The sequence below is a fragment of the Nocardiopsis algeriensis genome (assembly GCF_014203695.1).
Lineage (GTDB): Bacteria > Actinomycetota > Actinomycetes > Streptosporangiales > Streptosporangiaceae > Nocardiopsis > Nocardiopsis algeriensis.
In genome coordinates, this window is record NZ_JACHJO010000002.1 from 180,672 (window position 1) to 199,903 (window position 19,232).

The window sequence follows — 19,232 nt, forward strand, 5'->3', positions numbered from 1 at the left end:
AACCGCAGCGAGGAACGAGCAGGGCGGCGGCGACGACGAAGAACCCGGTGCCCAAAAGCCCCGAGCACGCGTTGCGAGCCTGCGAGCACGCCAGAGCAACAGCGAGGGGCTCACCGGGTTCTGCAGGAGGAGCCGCAACCGCAGCGAGGAACGAGCAGGGCGGCGGCGACGACGAAGAACCCGGTGCCCAAAAGCCCCGAGCACGCGTTGCGAGCCTGCGAGCACGCCAGAGGAACAGCATGTACTACACGGATCGCGGAATCGAGGAGCTGGAGAACCGCCGCGGCGAGGAGGAGGTCAGCTTCGCCTGGCTCGCCGAGCAGCTGCGGACGTTCACCGACATGAATCCCGAGTTCGAGACTCCGGTCGACCGCCTGGCCACCTGGCTGGCCAGGCTGGACGACGAGGACGACGAGTAGGGTTCCCCGAGGGGCCCGGGCCGTTTCCCACGGCCCGGGCCCCTCGGCATGTCCGGGTCGACCCCGAGAGCACCCCGAGAACACCCCGAGAATCCGCGACATATCTTGAGTTTGCCCGACTCGCGACATAACGTGAAAGCAAGGAACGAGCGAAAGGGCACACGCGATGGCACGTTGGACCATCGACAGGCCGACGACCCAGACCCTTGACGGCATCGTCGCGTTGCGGGTCCGCATACTCGGCGGCCAGGTCAACATCCTTCCCACCGACGACCCGGTGACCTTCGAGGTCACCGACATCGTCGGGGAACCCCTCCTCGCGGTCCAGGAGGCGGGCATTCTCACCATTCAGTACGGCGACCTCACCGGCCAGGGCCTCCTGGACCGTCTGAAGCCGGTTCAGCTCGGCGGCTACAAGCAGGTCCAGAACCGCAGCGCCACCGTCGACCTGCGTGTTCCCCGGGACTGTCCGGTCGAGGTCGTCACCATGGCCGCACCGGTCGTGGCCGCCGGGATGGGGGCCCGGACCAAGGTGCGCACAGCCTCGGGCGAGGTCACCATGGACGACGTCTCCGGCGAGACCGAGATCGCCACGGTCTCGGGCAACGTCTCCCTGCGCGACGTCCAGGGCAGTGTGAGGTTCAACAGCGTCAGCGGGCAGCTGGCCGTGGCGGGGGGCACGGTCGCCTCGCTGAACGCCAAGTCCGTCTCGGGCTCGATCCTCGCCGACACCGGCATCGCCCCGGCCGGGCGGGTCGGCCTCAACACGGTCTCGGGCGAGATCGTCCTGCGCGTGCCCGCGGAGACCTCCGCGAACGTGGAGATGCGCACGTCGCTCGCCGGCGCGGAGTCCGACTTCGGCCTGGAGCGCGGCGGGGGCCGGGCCAGGACCGTCCTGAGCGGGAAGATCGGCAGCGGTGTCGACCCCGCGACCATCACCGTCAACTCCGCGTCCGGGCGGACCGCGCTGCTGCGGCGCGCGCCCGAGGCACCGGCCGCGATCCCCGAGGGGGCCTGAATGAGTACTGTCTTCGGCCACGGAAGGCTGCGGCTCTACCTGCTCAAGTTGCTGGACGAGAGCCCGCGGCACGGCTACGAGATCATCAGCCTGCTCCGGGACCGCTTCCTGGGGGTGTACTCGCCCTCGCCGGGCACCATCTACCCCCGTCTCGCCCGCCTCGAGGAGGAGGGCCTGGTCACCCACACCGAGGAGGGCGGCCGCAAGGTCTACCGCCTCACCGACAAGGGGCGCGAGGAGCTGCGGGAGCGCGAGCACGACCTGCACGACCTGGAGCGGGAGATCACCGACTCCGTGCGCGACATCGCCCGGGCCGTCAAGCAGGACGTCCGTGAGACGATCAGCTCCCTGCGCCAGGAGCTGAAGTACGGCGGGGCGCGGCGCGGCGCCGCGGAGGAATCCGCGCGCGAGGAAGCCGAACGCGGGGAAGCCGCGGAGGAGCCCACCGGGAAGGGAGCCTCCGAGAAGGGCTCCGCGGAGGAGGACTGCGGCGGCAGCGGGCGATGGGGCCGCGAATGGGAGAGGTTCTCCCAGGGCTTCGGCGCCTTCGGTGCCGTCTGGGGCCGCGGCGGGTCCCAGGGCCCCTCCGAGTTCGACCGGGCCCTGCACGACTTCAGCGACCGCGTCCGCGACGTGGCCCGCGAGGCGGGCAGCGTCGGCGAGGCCGCGGCGCACGACCTGCGGCGTATCCTCGACGACACGGTCGAGGTGATCCGCCGCGACATGCGCAACTGGGGCCCGCCCCGCGGGCCCTCCGAGGCGGAGGAGACCTCCGACCGGGACGCCCCGGCCGAGAAACCCTCCCCCGGGACGACCGGATCCGAGGAGGCATCACCCGAGGACTCCGGTACCGCCCGCCCCATGCCGCCCGCCGACGGCGGCGATCCCTGGGGCCGGGCCGTCGACGATCCCGATACCAGGTAGCCCGGAACGCGCCGAGGGCGCACCGACGGGCGAGGGCCCGGAAGCCGCGCTTCCGGGCCCTCTCGGTCGTGCGTCAGCTGCGGGCGACGCCGTCCTTGCGCGCCTGTTCGGCGACGGCGGCGGCGACGGCCGGTGCAACGCGCTCGTCGAAGGAGCTCGGGATGACGTAGTCGGCGGCCAGCTCGTCGCCGACCAGGTCTGCCAGCGCCCTGGCCGCCGCCTGCTTCATGTTCTCGGTGATGTCCGTGGCCCCGCAGTCGAAGGTGCCGCGGAACAGCCCGGGAAAGGCCAGGACGTTGTTGATCTGGTTCGGGAAGTCGCTGCGGCCGGTGGCGACGACGCTCGCGTACTTGTGGGCGATCTCCGGGTGGATCTCCGGGTTGGGGTTGGCCATCGCGAAGATGATCGCGCCGTCGGCCATGGAGGCGACCGCCGACTCGGGGACCTCGCCGGCCGACAGGCCGATGAACACGTCGGCGCCGGCCAGCGCACCCTCGATGGAGCCGCGCAGTCCTGCCTTGTTGCTGACCCCGGCCAGTTCCTGCTTGATCGGCGTCAGGCCCTCGCGGCCGTCGTAGATCATGCCCTTGGAGTCGGCGACGGCGATGTCGCCGATGCCCGCGTCGATGAGCATCTTGGTGACGGCGACGCCGGCGGCCCCCGCACCCGAGACCACGGCGCGCAGGTCGCCCAGGTCCCGGCCGCTCAGGCGGGCGGCGTTGTACAGCGCGGCGGTGGTCACGATCGCCGTGCCGTGCTGGTCGTCGTGGAAGACCGGGATGTCCAGCCGCTCCCGCAGCTTCTTCTCGATCTCGAAGCAGCGCGGCGCGGAGATGTCCTCCAGGTTGATCCCGCCGAAGGACGGCGCCATCCGGACGACCGTCTCGACGATCTCGTCGACGCCGGTGCAGGCCAGCGCGATCGGCACGGAGTCGACGTTGGCGAACTGCTTGAACAGCAGGGACTTGCCCTCCATGACGGGCAGGGAGGCCTCGGGGCCGATGTCGCCCAGTCCCAGGACCGCGGTGCCGTCGGTGACGACGGCGACCAGGTTGTTGCGCCAGGTGTAGGTCTCCACGAGCTCGGGCGTCTCGGCGATGGCGTCGCAGACACGGGCGACGCCGGGCGTGTAGGCCAGGGAGAGCCCGTGGTGGTCGTGGACGTCGACGGTGGAGGTCACCTGGAGCTTGCCGCCGCGGTGCAGGGCGAACGCGGGATCGTCGTCCAGGTTCGGGTTCCGGGTACGCGAAGAATGGGTGGTCACTACTCAAACCCCTCAGGTTTTGCGGTTCCGCCCGCGTCGGCCATGACGAGGGCAGAGGGCAGCGATGCGTGTCGCGCGCGAAGACGGATTCTTTGCTAGGGGAGCTCCCTCGGTGCCGGTCGGCCATGACCGGTGGTGCCACCGCGGGAGTCGTGCTTCGCCTGACTCCTATACGAGTACTGCGCGTACGCCTCTGTCACGGGGATGACCCGTTACGCAATTCTCGCACAACGGTGATCCCGACAAAATCCCGGGGCGGCATCATCGGATGCCACGGACGCACCGATATGTGCCCACCATCTGCAACGGATGTCGCTCGCATTGGACCGGAGGGGCCGAAGAACCCGCTTCCGACCAGGCGTTACGCGCGTCAGGAGGAGACCCCTTATGGCCCTGGACAAGATTCTCTCCGCACCCCGCACCCTGGGCGCCCTCTCCCTCGCCGGTGTCCTGGCGCTGAGCGCCTGCGGCAGCGGCGAGGGCGGCACCTCCGAGGAGACGGCCGCTCCCGAGAAGCCCTCGGTGGGGATCGACGAGGAGCTCGCGGCGCTCGTGCCCGCCGACATCGCCGAGGCCGGCACCGTCACGATCGGTGTCGAGGCCTCCTACCCGCCCGCCGAGTACCTGGACGAGGACGGCGAGACCGTCCTGGGCTTCAACATCGACCTGCTCGACTCCGCGCTGGCCAAGCTCGGCCTGGAGTCGCAGTGGGAGCCCACCAACTTCGACGCCATCATCATCGGCGTCGACACCGGCAAGTACGACCTCGGCTCCTCCTCCTTCACCATCACCGAGGAGCGCATGGAGCAGGTCAACATGGTCAGCTACTTCTCCTCGGGCACCCAGTGGTTCACCCAGGCCGGCAACCCGCAGGGCGTCGACCCGGACAACGCCTGTGGCATGCGCATCGCCGTCCAGTCCGACACCACCCACGACACCGACATCGAGGCCCGCAGCAAGGCCTGCGAGGACGCGGGCGAGGAGCCCATCTCCATCCAGAAGTTCGAGAACCAGCCGCTGGCCACCGAGACCGTCGTCTCCGGTGTCAACGACGCCTCCCTGGCCGACCTGCCCACCTCCCTCTACGCCCTGGAGCAGACCGGCGAGGGCGTCCTGGAGTTCGTCGGCGAGCAGTACGACGCCGCCCCGTACGGCATCCTCACCCACCAGGACGACACCGAGCTCGCCGAGGCGGTCGCCGCCGCCTTCAACGCGATGATCGAGGACGGCACCTACGAGGAGATCCTCCAGGGCTGGGACGTGACGGTCGGCAGCCTGGAGAGCTCCGAGGTGAACCCCGAGGTCGCCGAGTAGGCGGCGCCGTCTCCCGGGGCCTGCCGGGCCCCGCCCCGACCATCACCGATCCCAGCGAAAGTCCGATCCGTGTCCTCAACGACAGAGAAGACCGGCGGCCCGGAACCGGATTCCTCCGTTCCGGGCCGCTCGGCCCCTTCCGTCACCGCCGTCCCCGTCCGCTATCCGGAGCGCTGGCTGGCCGCCGGGGTCGTCCTCGTCCTGGCCGCGATGTTCGTGCACATGCTGTTCACGAACGACGCCTTCAACTGGCCGTTCATGGTCGACCACATGTTCTCGGACCCCGTGGTCCGCGGCGTGTGGGTGACCATCAGCGCCACCGTGCTGTCGATGCTCATCGGCATCCTGCTGGGCATCGTCCTCGCGGTGATGCGCCTGTCGGGCAACCCCGTCCTGATCGCGGTCTCCTGGCTGTACACCTGGTTCTTCCGCGGTGTGCCCCGCCTGGTGCTGGCGGTGCTCTTCGGCAACCTCGCCATCCTGTACACCACCATCGAGCTGGGTCTGCCCTTCGACAACTACTGGATGCCCTGGCTGGGTCTGGAGGGCGACGCCCGCTTCTTCGAGATCGACACGCGTACGGTCCTGAGCGGCTACGTGGCCGGCCTGATGGCCCTGTCCCTCTCCGAGGGCGCCTACATGGCGGAGATCATCCGCGCGGGCCTGCAGTCGGTGGACAAGGGCCAGTCCGAGGCGGCACAGGCGCTCGGTATGAGCCGCGGCAAGGTTCTGCGCCGCATCACCCTGCCCCAGGCGATGCGGGTGGTCATCCCGCCCACGGGCAACGAGACCATCGCGATGCTCAAGGACACGGCCCTGCTGGCCTACGTGCCGGTGACCATCGAGCTCTTCTACCAGCTCCAGGCCGTCGGTGCCCGGACCTACCAGATCTTCCCGATGCTGGTGGCCGCCTGCCTGTGGTACCTGGCCATCACCAGCGTCCTGATGGTGGGTCAGTACTTCATCGAGCGCAGGTTCAACCCCGGCCGGGACGGCGGACTGCGCAACCGGATCGTCGGAGGTGCGCACTGATGTCCGAGCAGAGCGGCGACACGGCCGTGGAGAGCCCCGAGGGCGCCGTGCCGCCCACCGACGCGCTCGTCGTGGCCGAGGACGTCCGCAAGAGCTTCGGCCGCCTGGAGGTGCTCAAGGGCATCGACCTCCAGGTCCGGCGAGGAGAGGTCATGTGCGTCATCGGCCCCTCCGGGTCGGGCAAGTCGACCTTCCTGAGGTGTGTCAACCACCTGGAGAAGCTCACCGGCGGACGTCTGTGGGTCAACGGCGAGCTGATGGGCTACCGGGAGAGGCGCGGCCGGCTGTACGAGCTGCGCGAGAAGGAGATCGCCGCCCAGCGCAGCGACATCGGCATGGTCTTCCAGCGCTTCAACCTGTTCCCCCACCTGACCGCCCTGGGCAACGTCATGGAGGCCCCGGTCCAGGTCAAGAGGCAGTCGAAGGCGGTGGCCGCGGCCAAGGCCATGGAGCTCCTGGAACGGGTGGGCCTGCCCGACAAGGCCGGCGCCTACCCCGAGCAGCTCTCCGGCGGCCAGCAGCAGCGTGTGGCGATCGCCCGCGCACTGGCCATGGAACCCTCCCTGATGCTGTTCGACGAGCCCACCAGTGCGCTGGACCCGGAGCTGGTCGGCGAGGTGCTCGACGTCATGCGCGATCTCGCCGCCGGCGGCATGACCATGATGGTGGTCACCCACGAGATGGGGTTCGCCCGCGAGGTGGGCGACTCCCTGGTGTTCATGGACGACGGTGTCGTGGTGGAGTCGGGGGCCCCCGACGAGGTGCTGTCGAACCCGCGCCACGAGCGCACCCGGGCGTTCCTGTCCAAGGTGCTCTGACCAGGTTCTCCTCCTCCGTGCCCCGCGGCCCCTTCCGGCCGCGGGGCACACCCGTTTTCCGGCCGTCTCACGGAAACGCGCCGACACCTCTTGACCGTGCGCCCCGGGAGTCCCAGAGTCATGATGTGGCAGGTGCGCTTCCGGAGGAGGACATGGATTCCCAGGCCGAGCAGGACCGCAGGTTCCGGATACGTGGAGCGCTCCGCCGCGACCGCGGCGAGATCCTCGAGGGGATCGCCCTGCGGCACACCCGGGAGATCCTGTGCGCGGGCGCGCGCGGACGCACCCTGGAGGTGGCCGTGGGCAGCGGCCCCAACCTCCGCCACTATCCCCCGCAGATCCGGCTGACCGCCCTGGACGCCGACGCGGAGGCACTCGCCCTGGCCCGCGAGCGGGCCGAGGAGCTGGGGCTGCCCGCACGCTTCCTGGAGGGCGACGTCCAGGCCCTGGACCTCCCCGACGAGAGCTTCGAGACCGTCATGTGCACGTTCGCGCTGGACGCGATTCCCGACCAGGAGCGCGCCCTGCGGGAGATGTACCGGGTCCTGGCACCGGGCGGACGCCTGCTGATGGCCGACCGCATCGAGTACGCCAGGTTCCCGGGACGCCTCCTGGAGCGCAGGCGCGAGAGGCCGCGCCGCCTGCCCCGGGACGTGGCGGTCGACGCCGGCTTCCGGGTGGGCCACCACGACCGCCTGTTCTTCGGGCTCGTCGAGCGCGTGGTGGCACACCGTCCGGCCTAGGCCCTGTTGTGCGGATCGTCCCGGACCGCCCTGCCTCCGACGCGGCGAGAGCGCCCGGAGGACACGGCCCGGGCGCGTGCTCCGGGAACCCGCTCTCGAACAGCACATGGTCCCGAACCGACGTCCCGAAATATCGGTCATTGTCCGCCGAAGGAATTCGGATGCTCTTTCTCGGCGCACACGTCCCAGGTCAGCAGGGTGGATAAGGTGGGTACCGGGTTCCCCGACGGGACCCGGCACCGTCTTTCGCGGACCGCCCGCCGGACGCGATCTCGGTTCACTACCCCGACAGCGGGGTGAAACGAGATACATTGCTCTCAAGCGGCAACCTCGCCCCCCGAAGGAGGGACGTGACCGAAGAAACCGCCGTGTCCACGGCCGACGCCATCGGCGTCAGGGACGCTGTCACCGTCAACATGCCCGCGGACAGCGCATACCTGTCCGTGTTGAGGACGGCGACGGCGGGTCTGGCCGCGCGACTCGACTTCACCCTCGACGAGATCGAGGACCTGAGAATCGGTGTCGACGAGGCCTGCGCCATGCTCCTCTCCCAGGCACTGCCGGGCACGGAACTGACCACGGAATTCGAACTCACCCCTGACGGAATGCGCATTTCCGTCTCGGTGCTGACCGCCGACGGGCGGCTTCCCGCCCGCGACACCTTCGCCTGGACGGTGCTGTCCGCCCTCGCCGGAGAGGTCGACGCGGAGGTCGGCCCGGACGACCGAGTCTCCATCGTCCTGTACAAACGCCGCGGCACGCTGGAGCCGGCGTGAGCGAAAGGGGGCCCGCTCTGACCGCGAAGACCGAGCACGCGGTGCCCGACCGGGCACGTGCGAGGGCGCTCTTCGAGCGCCTGAACGAACTCGAGGCGGACTCCGAGGAGCGCCGGCGCATCCGCGACGAGCTGGTGGAGCTCCATCTGCCCTTGGTGGAGTACCTCGCCCGCCGCTTCCGCAACCGCGGGGAGTGGCTGGACGACCTCACCCAGGTGGCCACGATCGGGCTCATCAAGTCGATCGACCGATTCGACCTGGAACGGGGGGTGGAGTTCTCCACCTACGCCACCCCCACGATCGTCGGTGAGATCAAGAGGCACTTCCGCGACAAGGGATGGGCGGTACGGGTTCCCCGCCGCCTCCAGGAGCTGAAGCTCTCGCTGACCAAGGCCGTCAGCGACCTGTCGCAGCGCGAGGGCCGCTCCCCGACCGTCGCGGAGCTGGCCGCCCATCTCCAGATGACCGAGGAGGAGGTGCTGGAGGGCCTGGAGTCCGCCAACGCCTACTCGACGGTGTCCCTGGACGCGCCCGACAGCGGTGACGAGGACGCCCCCGCGGTGGCCGACTCACTGGGCATCGTGGACGAGTCCCTGGAAGGCGTGGAGTACCGGGAGTCGCTCAAGCCCCTTCTGGAACAGCTTCCGCCGCGGGAGAAGCGCATTCTGCTGCTGCGCTTCTTCGGCAACATGACGCAGTCGCAGATCGCCCAGGAACTGGGCATCTCCCAGATGCACGTGTCGCGCCTGCTGGCCCGCACCCTGGCCCAGCTGCGCCAGGCGCTCACCACCGACGACTGACCACCCGCTCCGACGACCGCGGCCTACTCGTCCTTCCCCCACTCGCCGGGGAAGAGCGCCGCGGTCGTCGGCGGTGAGAGCACCGCCGCCGAGGCCGCGGCGGCCACGCCCGCCAGCAGCGCTCCGAGGGCGTACTGCTCACTGGTGAACATGTAGTACGCCACCACGCCCAGGAAGATCTGGGTGACGAAGACCGGTGTCCGCGCCCAGTCCTTGAGCTGCCACAGCCCCTTGGCCACGAACAGCAGGAGCGCGCACACGCCCGCTCCCAGGGCGATGAGCGGGATCGCGAAGTCCAGATCCGAGAAGTGCCCGGTGACCGCCCTGAAGGCGATGTAGAGGGCGCCGGCCCCGGCTGCCAGCCCGACCAGGGCCTCCAGCGCGGCGGCGATGACGATGGTGAACGGCCGAGAAGACACGTCACGAGGGTATCTGTGCCTCCCGCCGGCCTCTCCCCCGGGCGCCCGTCGGGCCGCAGGCCGGCTCCGAGGGGCGGTGGCGGACCGCGGGCCGGGGCCGCCGGACACGCCCTAGACTGAGGGCGTGCGCGCCCTTTTCATCATGAACCCCCAGGCAACCACCAGCACTCCGCGAACGCTCGACGTGATCCTGCGCACCCTGGCGTCGGAACTGGACCTCACCGTCGCCGTGACCGAGTACCGCGAGCACGCCAGCGAGCTGGCCCGCAAGGCCGCGGCGGACGGCTACGAAATGGTGGTGAGCCTGGGCGGCGACGGAACCGTCAACGAGGTCGTCAACGGGCTCCTGTCGACTCCCGAGGGACAGATGAGACCGTACTACGCGGCCGTCCCCGGCGGCAGCGCCAACGTCTTCGTCCGCGCCCTGGGGGTCTCGGGGGATCCCGTGGAGGCCGCCCTGACGGTCCTGGACGCGATCCGGCACGGCCGCGAGCGCGAGGTCAACCTGGGCCGGGTCACCAGCGACCGGGACAACCGCTATTTCACGTTCTGCGCCGGGTTCGGCTGGGACGCCGACGTCGTCCAGCAGGTGGAGAACGAGCGCGCGAGCGGACGCCGGGCCTCGCCGGCCCTGTACGCGGAGGTGGCGGTGAAGCTGTTCTTCCGCGGTGATATCCACGATCCGTCACTGAGGGTGGAAGCCGCCGGAAGGAACCTTGACGACGCCTATTTCGCGCTTGTGACCAACACGACCCCGTGGACATACGCGGGCGCCCTGCCGCTCCAGCCCACCCCCGATTCCCGCTTCGAGCTGGGCCTGGACGCTTTCGCGCTGACCCAGGCCTCCCATCCGCTGACGGGCTGGATCCTTTCCCAGATGTTCTTCCCCAAAGGCCTGCCCCGGCACGGTGACGGCTACGTGACCTGGCACGATCAGGAGTCTCTCCGCATCTCCTCGTCCCACCCCAGGGCCTTCCAAATCGACGGCGAGTACCTCGGCGAACGCGAAGAGGTCAACTTCCGATCGATACCGAAGGCATTACGAATCGTCTGTTAATTCCCGGGAAAGACACCATTCGCGGGCACTGTGACACACCCGACACGTGAATCAGGACCTTTGGTCCCGCGAACTCTTGCATGGGCTGATCGATCCTGACACGCTCAAGTTATCGCCTCATTTCACAGGCGAGTCAATCGGGCGTTCCCATGTGGCGGCGGGGTCGAAGAAGCACCGCAGGCCACAGACCCCTCCGGTGGGACCCATCTGCCGGGCGCCCCCCACGCATCCTGCTCGTGAAAAGCTTCACAATCGTGAGGAGTGGACCGCATGGACTGGCGCCACGACGCTGCCTGCCGTGACGAAGACCCCGAGCTCTTCTTCCCCATCGGCAACTTCGGCCCCGCACTGATCCAGATCGAAGAGGCCAAGGCCGTGTGTCGGCGCTGCCCCGTCAGCTCCGCCTGCCTCGCCTGGGCCCTGGAGAACGGTCAGGACGGCGGCGTCTGGGGAGGCACCAGCGAGGACGAGCGCCGTGCGCTCAAGAAGCGCCGCGGCATCCCTCACCGACAGATGGTACGCAGCTGATCTGCGGGCCCCGCACCGCCCCCGGGGAAAGGCACAGCACCTTCCCTCAGGGCAGTGACCCCTCCTCCCGGTCCAGCGGCAGCGTGATCGCCACCTCGGTCCCGCCGCGCTCCTTCGGCCGAATCGCCAGGGTTCCTCCGAGTTCCCCCACGATGAGGGTACGCACGATCTGCAGGCCCAGACTCGTCGTACCCTCCAGGTCGAAGTCCTCCGGCAGGCCGTTGCCGTCGTCGGAGACCGCCAGCTCCAGGACCCCCGCCCCGGGGTGCTCCTCCCCGCCGTCGCGGCGCCACACCCGGACCTCGATCTGCCCCGGCCCCTGCCCCAGGCCGTGCTCCACCGCGTTCTGCACCAGTTCGGCCAGGACCATCGACAGCGGTGTGGCCACCAGCGCGTTGAGCAGGCCGAAACCGCCGACCCGGCGCGGCACCACGGTGCTCCCGGTGGAGGAGACCTCCGCCGCCATCTGGATGACCCGGTCGGCGATGCCGTCGAAGTCGACCACCTCGTCAGGGGTGTGCGAGAGCATCTCGTGCACGATCGCGATGGACCCCACCCGGCCCACCGCCTCCTCCAGCGCCGCGCGCGCCTCGGGGACGTCCAGCCGCCGCGCCTGGAGGCGCAGCAGCGCCGCCACCGTCTGAAGGTTGTTCTTGACCCGGTGGTGGATCTCCCGGATGGTGGCGTCCTTGGTCATCAGCTCGCGCTCGCGGCGCCGCAGCTCGGTGACGTCGCGGACCATCACCAGGGCGCCGATGCGCACCTTGTCGATGACCAGCGGAATGGCCCGCAGCTGCACGATGACGCCGCGCGCCTCCACCTCCGCCTCCTGCGGCGCCCGGCCGCTCGCCGTGTAGGGAAGCCCTTCGTCGCGGGCCTCGCCCTGGACGGCCAGCTCCAGCGTGATGCGGTCCAGTCGGGCCCCCACCAGGTCCGCGGTCAGCCCCAGGCGCCGGTAGGCCGAGAGCGCGTTGGGGCTCGCGTAGACCACCTCGCCGTTCTGGTCCAGGCGCAGCAGGCCGTCGCCGACCCTCGGGGAGCGCACCATCAGCGGCCCCTGGTCGCTGAAGGGGAAGGCGCCCTCGGCGATCATCTGCGCCAGGTCCCCGGCGCTCTGGAGGTAGGTGAGCTCCAGGCGGCTGGGCGTGCGGGCGGAACTGAGGTTGGTGCTGCGCTGGATGACGGCGATGAGGTTGCCGTCGCGCCGGACCGGAATGGTCTCCTCCCGCACCGGCACCCCGCCCGACCAGTCGGGGTCCCCGTCGCGGCAGATGCGGCCCTCGCGCCAGGCCCGGTCGATCAGCGCCCGGCGCCCGACCGCACGCGGTGCCGTGCGCGCGGAGGACTCGGCCATGTCGTCGAGAAGGATCGACCCCACCATGTCGTCCTGGAAGGCGGTGGGGCCCGTGGTCGGGCGCATCTGGGCCGCGGCCACCCAGCCGTTGTCGTCACGCAGGCGCACCCACAGGGCCAGGTCCGCGAAGGACAGGTCGGCCAGGAGCTGCCAGTCGGAGACCAGCGATTGGATCCACTCCAGATCCGCCGGTTTGAGCGCGGTATGGCGCCTGATGAGGTCACTGAGGTGAGGCACTCACAAATCATCCCATGAAGGAAGGCATACTCAAGGGGTACGCGCTCTACCAGTGGTCCACACCAATCATGGGCGCGGAAGGACGCGTGGAGGAAACGGAATGACTGGTCGGCGTACTCTGGAAGACAGCCCCCGGGTGCCCAAGTACTACCAGGTGAAGAAGCAGCTCCTGGAACTGATCGAGGCCATGCCGGCGGGCAATCCCGTGCCCCCGGAGCGGGCGCTGGCCACCCAGTTCGAGACGTCGCGCACGACCGTGCGCCAGGCCCTGACCGAGATGGTGGTGGAGGGGCGCCTGCTGCGCATCCAGGGCAAGGGCACGTTCGTGGCCAAGCCGAAGGTCGCCCAGGTCCTCCAGCTGACCAGCTACACCCAGGAGATGCGCTCCCACGGCCTGCACCCGGCCACGCGCATCCTGGACGTGAGCTACATCAACGCCGACGACCAGCTGGCCGAGCTGCTCGCGATCCGCTCGGGCGGACGCGTGCTGCGCATCGAGCGCCTGCGTCTGGCCAACGGCGAGCCGATGGCGGTCGAGACGGCGCACCTGGCCGCCCGGCGCTTTCCGGGGCTGCGCCGCCAGTTGGACCGGTACGCCTCGCTCTACGAGGCTCTGGCCAGCGCCTACGACGTCTCCCTGGCCGAGGCGGAGGCGTCCATCGAGACGGTTCTGGCGACCCCGAACGAGGCACGCCTGCTGGGCGTGGACGTGGGCCTGCCGCTGGTGCTGCACTGCCAGCGCAGCTTCGACCGGGACGGGAACCCGGTGGAATGGGTCCGCTCGCTCTACCGCGGCGACCGGTACAAATTCGTCACACGGCTGCGTCCCCCGATGAGCTGAGCCCGGGGCGGGCGGCGGTCCTTCCCGCGGCGGGGACGGGCCCGCCCCTCCCCGCCGGGACTCACCCGCGGGCCAGGACGGTGGCCAGGGCCTCCACCACGTCGGGGTCGTACTCGGTTCCGGCGTCCATCCGCAGGCGCTCCAGGACAGCGGCCCGGCGTCCGGCGTCGCCGCTCTCCCCCACCAGGTCGTCGAAGGCGTTGGCGACCTTGATGATGCGGCTTCCCAGCGGCGGCGCACCCTCGTCCCCGTGGCCGGTGACCGGTTCGCACTGGCGGCGCACCATCTCGGCGACGCTCTCCAGCATGCCCGTCTGCCGGATGATCGCCGACCCCAGCTCGGCGATGCGCCGCTGCTCCCGGGGCGAGGCGAACACCGTCGCACCGCCCGCGACGGGCTCGCGCAGGGACAGCTGCCCGATGTCGTGCATGAGGGCCGCGTACTCCAGATTGTGCAGCCCCTGTTCGGCCATGCCGAGTTCGCACGCGATGAGGTAGGACAGGCGGCCGACCCGCCGCGAGTGGCCGTTCTCGACGTAGCCGCCCACCTCGGTGACCCGCGACAGCGCCCGTACCGTCTCCCGGTAGGTGCGCCGCACCTCCGCGTGGCGGTGAAAGGCCAGCTGGGCCACCAGCAGCGGAGCGCAGAACACCAGCAGACCGGCCAGGCCGGTCACGGTGCACGCCAGCGCGATCAGCACCCCGCTGGCTCCGATCGCCGCCCCGGTGGGGAACTGCGCGCGCATCTCGTCCCCGAGCGCGACCGAGAAGCGGGTGCGCAGCCGCTCGGCCCTCAGCACCGCCGACACCAGCGCGTCGATCAACCAGACGATCGTGACCAGGGCTGACATGAGCACCGCGGCCGTCACCGACGGTCCGGACAGTTCGAGGTGGACGGCCAGGGGCCGGAAGGAGACGGCGAGCAGCATTGTGGCCAGCACGCGCCGGGCCACATCCTCCACCCGGGGGCTGCGACCCACCGCGACGAGCGGGAGCTCCCCGACCGCGACCGCGAAGGCGACCACGGCCACGACCTGCCACGGGGAGTGCGCCGCGGGCTCCTCTCCCAGGCTGAGGAGGAAGGCGTAGCTGGTGGCACCGGCCGAAGCGACGGGGGCGACCTCGCGGCGCCCGTGCAGGGTGATCCTGGCGAACTCTCCTCCTGCGATGAGCAGGCAGAAGGCCAGTGCCACCGTCGGCTCCACGAAACCGGTGGCGGAGGTCCACACGAGGGCGGCCAGGGACAGCGCGCCCACAAGCCCGACGAGAACGGCGCGTGCGGGACGCGGGGTCCGCCAGAACGGCCCCGTCCGGCGCCGGTGGTCGAGCGCCCCGCCCTCCGGTCCCTGCCCGTCGAACGGGTGCCGCTCCTGCGCACGGCCCTGTGTCATCACCCGTCCTGCCTGCCCGTCACCGGCTCGGCGGGCACCGTCGTCCCCGGAGCCGGCGCGGTCGCGGTCTCCTTCTCGGCGCCGTCGGCGGGCCCCTCCTCCGGTGCGGCCCCCGGTAGGGACACCGCGATGGACCTGCGCGAGGAGCCGAAGCAGTTTCCGGGCGGCTCGGTGACGTCGGGTGTCTCCCAGCCCTCCCGCTCCACCGCGCGTACGAGTGCCTCGACCATCCTCGGGTCGAACTGGGTGCCCGCGCACTTCCTCAGTTCGGCGATGGCGGCCTCCACCGACCAGGCCTTGCGGTAGGAGCGGGTGGAGGTCAGGCAGTCGAAGACGTCCGCGACGCTGATGATGCGGGCCGACTCGGGGATCTCCATCCCGACCAGGCCCATCGGGTAGCCCCTGCCGTCGAGCCGCTCGTGATGGTGGCGGATGCCGGCGAGGGCCTCGTCCAGGAAGCTGATCTCCCGGACGATCTCGTAACCGCGGGTCGGGTGCAGCTTGATCGCCGCATACTCCTCGTCGGTGAGCCTTCCGGTCTTCTGCAGCACTTTGGTGGGCACTCCGAGCTTGCCGATGTCGTGCAGCATCCCCGCGTAACGGATCTTCTGCACCCGCTCGGCCGACATACCCAGTTCCCGGGCGATCATGGCAGCGCCCTCGGCGACGCGCATGCAGTGGCCCCGGGTGTAGTAGTCCTTCGTCTCGACCGCCTGGCAGAGGGTGGCGAGCGTGGCCTCGTGCGCGCGGGCCTCGTCGGCCTGCTGGGCGAAGGTCCAGCGGGCGATGAACAGGGGCAGCAGGACCAGGAGCGGGGCGATGATCCCCACCCCGCCCCAGACCGCGGCGATGGCCAGCCCGAGCATCTGGTATCCCAGGGAGGACAGCTCCGCGGCGGCCAGCGGGCGCCAGTGGAACCGCCCCGGGCCCTTGCGCGGCACGGCCCCGAGCGTCCACATGAGGGTGCCGACGAGGAGGGAGTTGACCGCCGAGTGGGCCAGGACGGCGGCCAGATAGGGGAGGACGACCTCGGGGAAGTCGTCCTGGACCAGTTCTCCCACCACTCCGCCGCACAGTACGTAGACGTGCCCGGCCGCGTAGGCGGCGAGGGCGAACTGCGCCCCGTTGAAGGCCCTCTTGACGAGCTCCTGCTTGCGCAGGGCCAGGCAGGAGGAGAAGCCGACGACCGCCGCTCCCACCGGTCCGACCAGGACCACGGCGGCCAGGGAGACCGCGGAGCTGGGGGAGATCCCCGCCTTGACGTCGGCCATGACGCTCGTGCTGATCGACTCCGCGACCACGAAGAGGACCGCGACCAGGAGGAGGGTCCACGGGTCGAAACCCGTCCAAGGACCGATGAGCACGATGGAGACGGCGCTGACAACGATGATTCCGACGTAGACACGCGCGTTCCCGGGAAGAGACCGCACCCCCGCTCACCCCCTGCCGACAACTACCGGACTGTCATGGTTTCACCTGTTCTGTTCTACCACCAGGACCATCCTGTGAAGGAAGAAGCAGCCACAACGGCCGCGGCCATGATCTGAACGAACGACATGAACATGTTTGCCCTCTCTTTCCGACACGGGCGCACCCCTGTTCTCCCGGGCACGGCCGCGTGAATTACCCCATTCGTTGGATATGGCGACCAGTTTAACGGCCCTGGCGGCATCCTGTTTGCCCATGGCCCGAACTGCCGAACACGGAACCCGCCAGGAGGACAGCAAATTCCGGAACGCGGAATTACTAATTTATTTAGTAAATTCCGCCCATAACTCTGCGTCACCGGGCTCCGCCGGCCCGAAAAACCTGAACGCCCCCGGCACGGCGCCCTCCCCCGCCGCCTGACAATGAATACCACCTGCATTGACTACGCATAGTGACAAACAGGAGACTTCCCTGAGGCCTGAGAAAAATAATTCCGATTCGAGCACGACACGGAGGGTCCGCCGCTGTACGGACGCCGGGCCCCGGAAGGAGGCCGGACGCGGAAAGCGGGTGACCAAAACCCGCGGGGCACGACACGAACCTGAAATTCCACAAACGCCCCCAAATCACTCAATCAGACACGAGAAGAGCAAAAAGGAAAGGATTCCAGGTATCACAAAAAAGTGGCGAAAGCTGGGATTCCAGCTTTCGCCACCGCGCCCGGTGCTTTCGGGCGAACTCCTCAGGTCGGCGCTCCCGGGAAGTCCGCGCGCGCCTCCCGGACCGCCTGCTCGCTCCTCGCCCTCGCCAGCCGGCCGAGCACCTTGTCACGCAGGTCCAGCGGGACGGGGTCGCAGCCGCAGTGCTTGGCGACGAGCTTCTTCACCGCCTCGTCCAGCCCGTACTCCTCCAGGCAGGGCGCGCACTCGTCCAGGTGCTGCCTGATCTGCTCGCAGTTGTTCTCCTCGAGCTCACCGTCGATATAGGTGTAGAGCTTCTCGAGCACCTCGCTACACGGGGTCTCCTTGTCACTCATCGCCGTTCCCCTCGGTCCGACACGTCCTGTCCCCGTCCTCCCGCGGATGCCCCCGCGGCCGCGGCCGCACGGGAGGAAGGAAGGAATCCGCGGTCCTTCGCGTACTCCTCCAGGAGCGTCCTGAGCTGGCGGCGTCCCCGGTGGAGCCGGGACATGACGGTCCCGATGGGCGTCCCCATGATCCCGGCGACCTCCTTGTACGCGAAGCCCTCGACATCGGCGAGGTAGACCGCGATCCGGAAGTCCTCGGGGAGCTCCTGGAGCGCACGCTTGACGTCGGTGTCGGGAAGGTGTTCCAGCGCTTCCGCCTCGGCCGACTTGAGCCCCGCCGCCGTGTGCGACGCGGCCTGTGCCAGCTGCCAGTCCTCGACGTCCTCGCTGCCGGCCTGCTTCGGCTCGCGCTGCTTCTTGCGGTAAGAGTTGATGAAGGTGTTGGTGAGGATGCGGTACAGCCACGCCTTGAGGTTCGTCCCCGCCTTGAACTGGTGGAACGAACCGAACGCCTTGGCGAAGGTCTCCTGGACGAGATCCTCCGCGTCTGCGGGGTTCCGGGTCATGCGCAGCGCCGCGGAGTAGAGCTGGTCGAGGTAGGGAAGCACGTCCCTCTCGAAGCGCTCGTCCCGCTCCTCGGCTGTCTCCTGGCCCTGTTCCAAGCCTGTCGGCCTCCTCGCGCTGGTCCCGGCTGGGATGTCCGTGTCCCCACGATACGATTCCACAGCACTGAACCGGGTACCGACGCCACGTGGTGTCGAAGGCGCTTCGTCGCGCTCAAGGCATGCGCCGATCGGCATGTCTGGTGCTCCTCCTGGAGAAGTCCCTGGTGTCCGCACCGCTACCGGGCGCGGTGACGGTGACAACAACCGCTCCGCCCCCCTCATTCCGAGCGGGGCGGGGTTTCGCGTCCCGGCCGCGTACCTGCGCTTTTCGTCGCACCGCAGGAGGTGAGGCGCGGCAGAGTGCGGGTAGACCCTTGGAAGAACGGGAGAGGAGCGCACGTGCAACCGTCCCCGACGCCGACCACCGACCGCCCCCGGTCACCGGCGGCCCAGTTCGCCGCCCCGGACCGGCTGTCCGACTACTGGCGGTTCTACTGGGCCGTCACCGAGGCCCAGATCGCCCGGTGGTTGCCCGAGACACCCTCGCGGCTGCTCGACCTGTCCGGCCCCGACTACCGGGGGGCGCCCCGGGCCGTGGCCGCCGGACACGACGTGGTCGCCCTCCTGCCCTCCGCGGACCTGGCGGTGCGCCGCCCTCTGACCCTGGTCAACAGCCGCGCCTCGGTGCCCCGCCCCGCACGTCGCGGGCGGTTGCGCCACGTGGTGGGCGACTCGGCGTTCCCCCGCGTGTTCGCCTCCGAGAGCTTCGACGGGGTCCTCGCCGACAACCGCGTCCTCTCGCGCCAACTGGCCACCGAGGAGTCCATGTCCGAGATCGCCCGCGTGCTGCGCCCCGGCGGCCGGACCCTCGTGTGCGTCGACTCCGTGGTGCTGGGCATGGCGCTGCTCGCCGAGCAGGACTGCTGGCCGGAGCTGAGCCACGCGCCGTCCGCGGACGTGCTGCTGGTGCCCTGGCCCGACGGCTCCATCACCCGCTGCTTCACCGCCGAGCAGCTCGCCGACGCCCTCTCCGACGCCGGTCTCGAACTGGAGTGGATCAAGCCGCGCACGGTACTCTCCGCCTCCACCGTGGAGATGATGCTGGCCCGCGACCCCAGGTCCATGGCACGGCTGGTCGAGATGGAGCTGCGCGCCACCGAGTCCGACGACTACGTCGGCGTCCATCTCCTGGCCAGCGCCCGCAAACCCCTCTGAGCCGGGGTCCGGCAGCTCGGAAG

20 protein-coding genes are annotated in these 19,232 nt (G+C 69.7%); 13 read left to right on the top strand and 7 right to left on the bottom strand.

Features of this window, described 5'->3' with window-relative positions; all coding sequences use genetic code 11:
- Positions 1-239 precede the first annotated feature (239 nt).
- From FHS13_RS03105 to FHS13_RS03115, 3 genes are all read left to right on the top strand, one after another.
- Positions 240-419 (top strand): DUF6104 family protein, encoded by a 180-nt coding sequence (locus FHS13_RS03105; protein WP_184287158.1) that lies wholly within the window; start codon positions 240-242, stop codon positions 417-419.
- A gap of 166 nt (positions 420-585) precedes the next feature.
- A complete protein-coding gene (locus FHS13_RS03110) occupies positions 586-1,437 on the top strand; it encodes a DUF4097 family beta strand repeat-containing protein (protein WP_184287161.1) in 852 nt (283 codons plus the stop codon).
- A complete protein-coding gene (locus FHS13_RS03115) occupies positions 1,438-2,361 on the top strand; it encodes a PadR family transcriptional regulator (RefSeq protein WP_184287164.1) in 924 nt (307 codons plus the stop codon).
- Between the two features lie 73 nt (positions 2,362-2,434).
- Here FHS13_RS03115 and FHS13_RS03120 read toward each other — a convergent pair whose 3' ends face one another.
- Positions 2,435-3,625: a malic enzyme-like NAD(P)-binding protein gene (locus tag FHS13_RS03120; RefSeq protein ID WP_184287167.1), complete on the bottom strand. Its 1,191-nt coding sequence runs from the start codon at positions 3,623-3,625 to the stop codon at positions 2,435-2,437.
- A gap of 387 nt (positions 3,626-4,012) precedes the next feature.
- Between FHS13_RS03120 and FHS13_RS03125 the strand changes: the two genes are divergently transcribed.
- The 6 genes from FHS13_RS03125 (at position 4,013) to FHS13_RS03150 (ending at position 9,108) form a co-directional block, all read left to right on the top strand.
- Entirely contained in the window at positions 4,013-4,939 is a 927-nt protein-coding gene (locus tag FHS13_RS03125) for an ABC transporter substrate-binding protein (protein ID WP_184287170.1), read from the top strand.
- Positions 4,940-5,008: 69 nt separating this feature from the next.
- Complete coding sequence (locus tag FHS13_RS03130; RefSeq protein ID WP_184287173.1) at positions 5,009-5,971, top strand: ABC transporter permease subunit; 963 nt, start codon at positions 5,009-5,011, stop codon at positions 5,969-5,971.
- On the top strand, positions 5,971-6,789 hold the full coding sequence (locus FHS13_RS03135; protein ID WP_184287176.1) for an amino acid ABC transporter ATP-binding protein: 819 nt from the start codon (positions 5,971-5,973) through the stop codon (positions 6,787-6,789). Before FHS13_RS03130 ends, FHS13_RS03135 begins: the two co-directional genes overlap by 1 nt.
- Before the next feature lie 152 nt (positions 6,790-6,941).
- Positions 6,942-7,532: a class I SAM-dependent methyltransferase gene (locus tag FHS13_RS03140; protein WP_184287179.1), complete on the top strand. Its 591-nt coding sequence runs from the start codon at positions 6,942-6,944 to the stop codon at positions 7,530-7,532.
- A 350-nt stretch (positions 7,533-7,882) separates the two neighbouring features.
- A complete protein-coding gene (locus FHS13_RS03145; RefSeq protein WP_343064882.1) occupies positions 7,883-8,308 on the top strand; it encodes an ATP-binding protein in 426 nt (141 codons plus the stop codon).
- A 41-nt stretch (positions 8,309-8,349) separates the two neighbouring features.
- Positions 8,350-9,108, top strand: coding sequence for a SigB/SigF/SigG family RNA polymerase sigma factor (locus tag FHS13_RS03150; protein ID WP_184287956.1), 759 nt, complete (start codon positions 8,350-8,352; stop codon positions 9,106-9,108).
- Between the two features lie 23 nt (positions 9,109-9,131).
- Here the strand turns inward: FHS13_RS03150 and FHS13_RS03155 are convergent, their stop codons facing one another.
- Positions 9,132-9,527, bottom strand: a complete 396-nt coding sequence (locus tag FHS13_RS03155; protein WP_184287182.1) for a hypothetical protein — start codon at positions 9,525-9,527, stop codon at positions 9,132-9,134.
- Between the two features lie 124 nt (positions 9,528-9,651).
- Between FHS13_RS03155 and FHS13_RS03160 the strand changes: the two genes are divergently transcribed.
- Positions 9,652-10,584, top strand: a complete 933-nt coding sequence (locus tag FHS13_RS03160; RefSeq protein WP_184287185.1) for a diacylglycerol kinase family protein — start codon at positions 9,652-9,654, stop codon at positions 10,582-10,584.
- Between the two features lie 270 nt (positions 10,585-10,854).
- A complete protein-coding gene (locus FHS13_RS03165) occupies positions 10,855-11,112 on the top strand; it encodes a WhiB family transcriptional regulator (RefSeq protein ID WP_184287188.1) in 258 nt (85 codons plus the stop codon).
- Positions 11,113-11,158: 46 nt separating this feature from the next.
- Here FHS13_RS03165 and FHS13_RS03170 read toward each other — a convergent pair whose 3' ends face one another.
- Positions 11,159-12,703, bottom strand: a complete 1,545-nt coding sequence (locus FHS13_RS03170; protein ID WP_184287190.1) for a histidine kinase N-terminal domain-containing protein — start codon at positions 12,701-12,703, stop codon at positions 11,159-11,161.
- Positions 12,704-12,803: 100 nt separating this feature from the next.
- Here FHS13_RS03170 and FHS13_RS03175 point away from each other — a divergent pair, with 100 nt between their 5' ends.
- Entirely contained in the window at positions 12,804-13,544 is a 741-nt protein-coding gene (locus FHS13_RS03175; RefSeq protein ID WP_184287193.1) for a GntR family transcriptional regulator, read from the top strand.
- Between the two features lie 61 nt (positions 13,545-13,605).
- Here FHS13_RS03175 and FHS13_RS03180 read toward each other — a convergent pair whose 3' ends face one another.
- The 4 genes from FHS13_RS03180 to FHS13_RS03195 form a co-directional block, all read right to left on the bottom strand.
- Positions 13,606-14,934: an HD-GYP domain-containing protein gene (locus FHS13_RS03180; RefSeq protein ID WP_184287196.1), complete on the bottom strand. Its 1,329-nt coding sequence runs from the start codon at positions 14,932-14,934 to the stop codon at positions 13,606-13,608.
- On the bottom strand, positions 14,934-16,298 hold the full coding sequence (locus FHS13_RS03185; protein ID WP_343064898.1) for an HD-GYP domain-containing protein: 1,365 nt from the start codon (positions 16,296-16,298) through the stop codon (positions 14,934-14,936). The genes FHS13_RS03180 and FHS13_RS03185 overlap by 1 nt, the downstream gene beginning before the upstream one ends.
- Before the next feature lie 806 nt (positions 16,299-17,104).
- Positions 17,105-17,398 (bottom strand): mycothiol system anti-sigma-R factor, encoded by a 294-nt coding sequence (gene rsrA / locus FHS13_RS03190; RefSeq protein ID WP_184287202.1) that lies wholly within the window; start codon positions 17,396-17,398, stop codon positions 17,105-17,107.
- On the bottom strand, positions 17,395-18,051 hold the full coding sequence (locus tag FHS13_RS03195) for a sigma-70 family RNA polymerase sigma factor (protein ID WP_184287205.1): 657 nt from the start codon (positions 18,049-18,051) through the stop codon (positions 17,395-17,397). Before FHS13_RS03195 ends, rsrA begins: the two co-directional genes overlap by 4 nt.
- Before the next feature lie 342 nt (positions 18,052-18,393).
- Here FHS13_RS03195 and FHS13_RS03200 point away from each other — a divergent pair, with 342 nt between their 5' ends.
- The gene (locus FHS13_RS03200) at positions 18,394-19,209 is read left to right on the top strand and encodes a methyltransferase domain-containing protein (RefSeq protein WP_184287208.1); all 816 of its coding nucleotides are present in this window, start codon (positions 18,394-18,396) and stop codon (positions 19,207-19,209) included.
- The last annotated feature ends 23 nt before the right edge of the window (positions 19,210-19,232 follow it).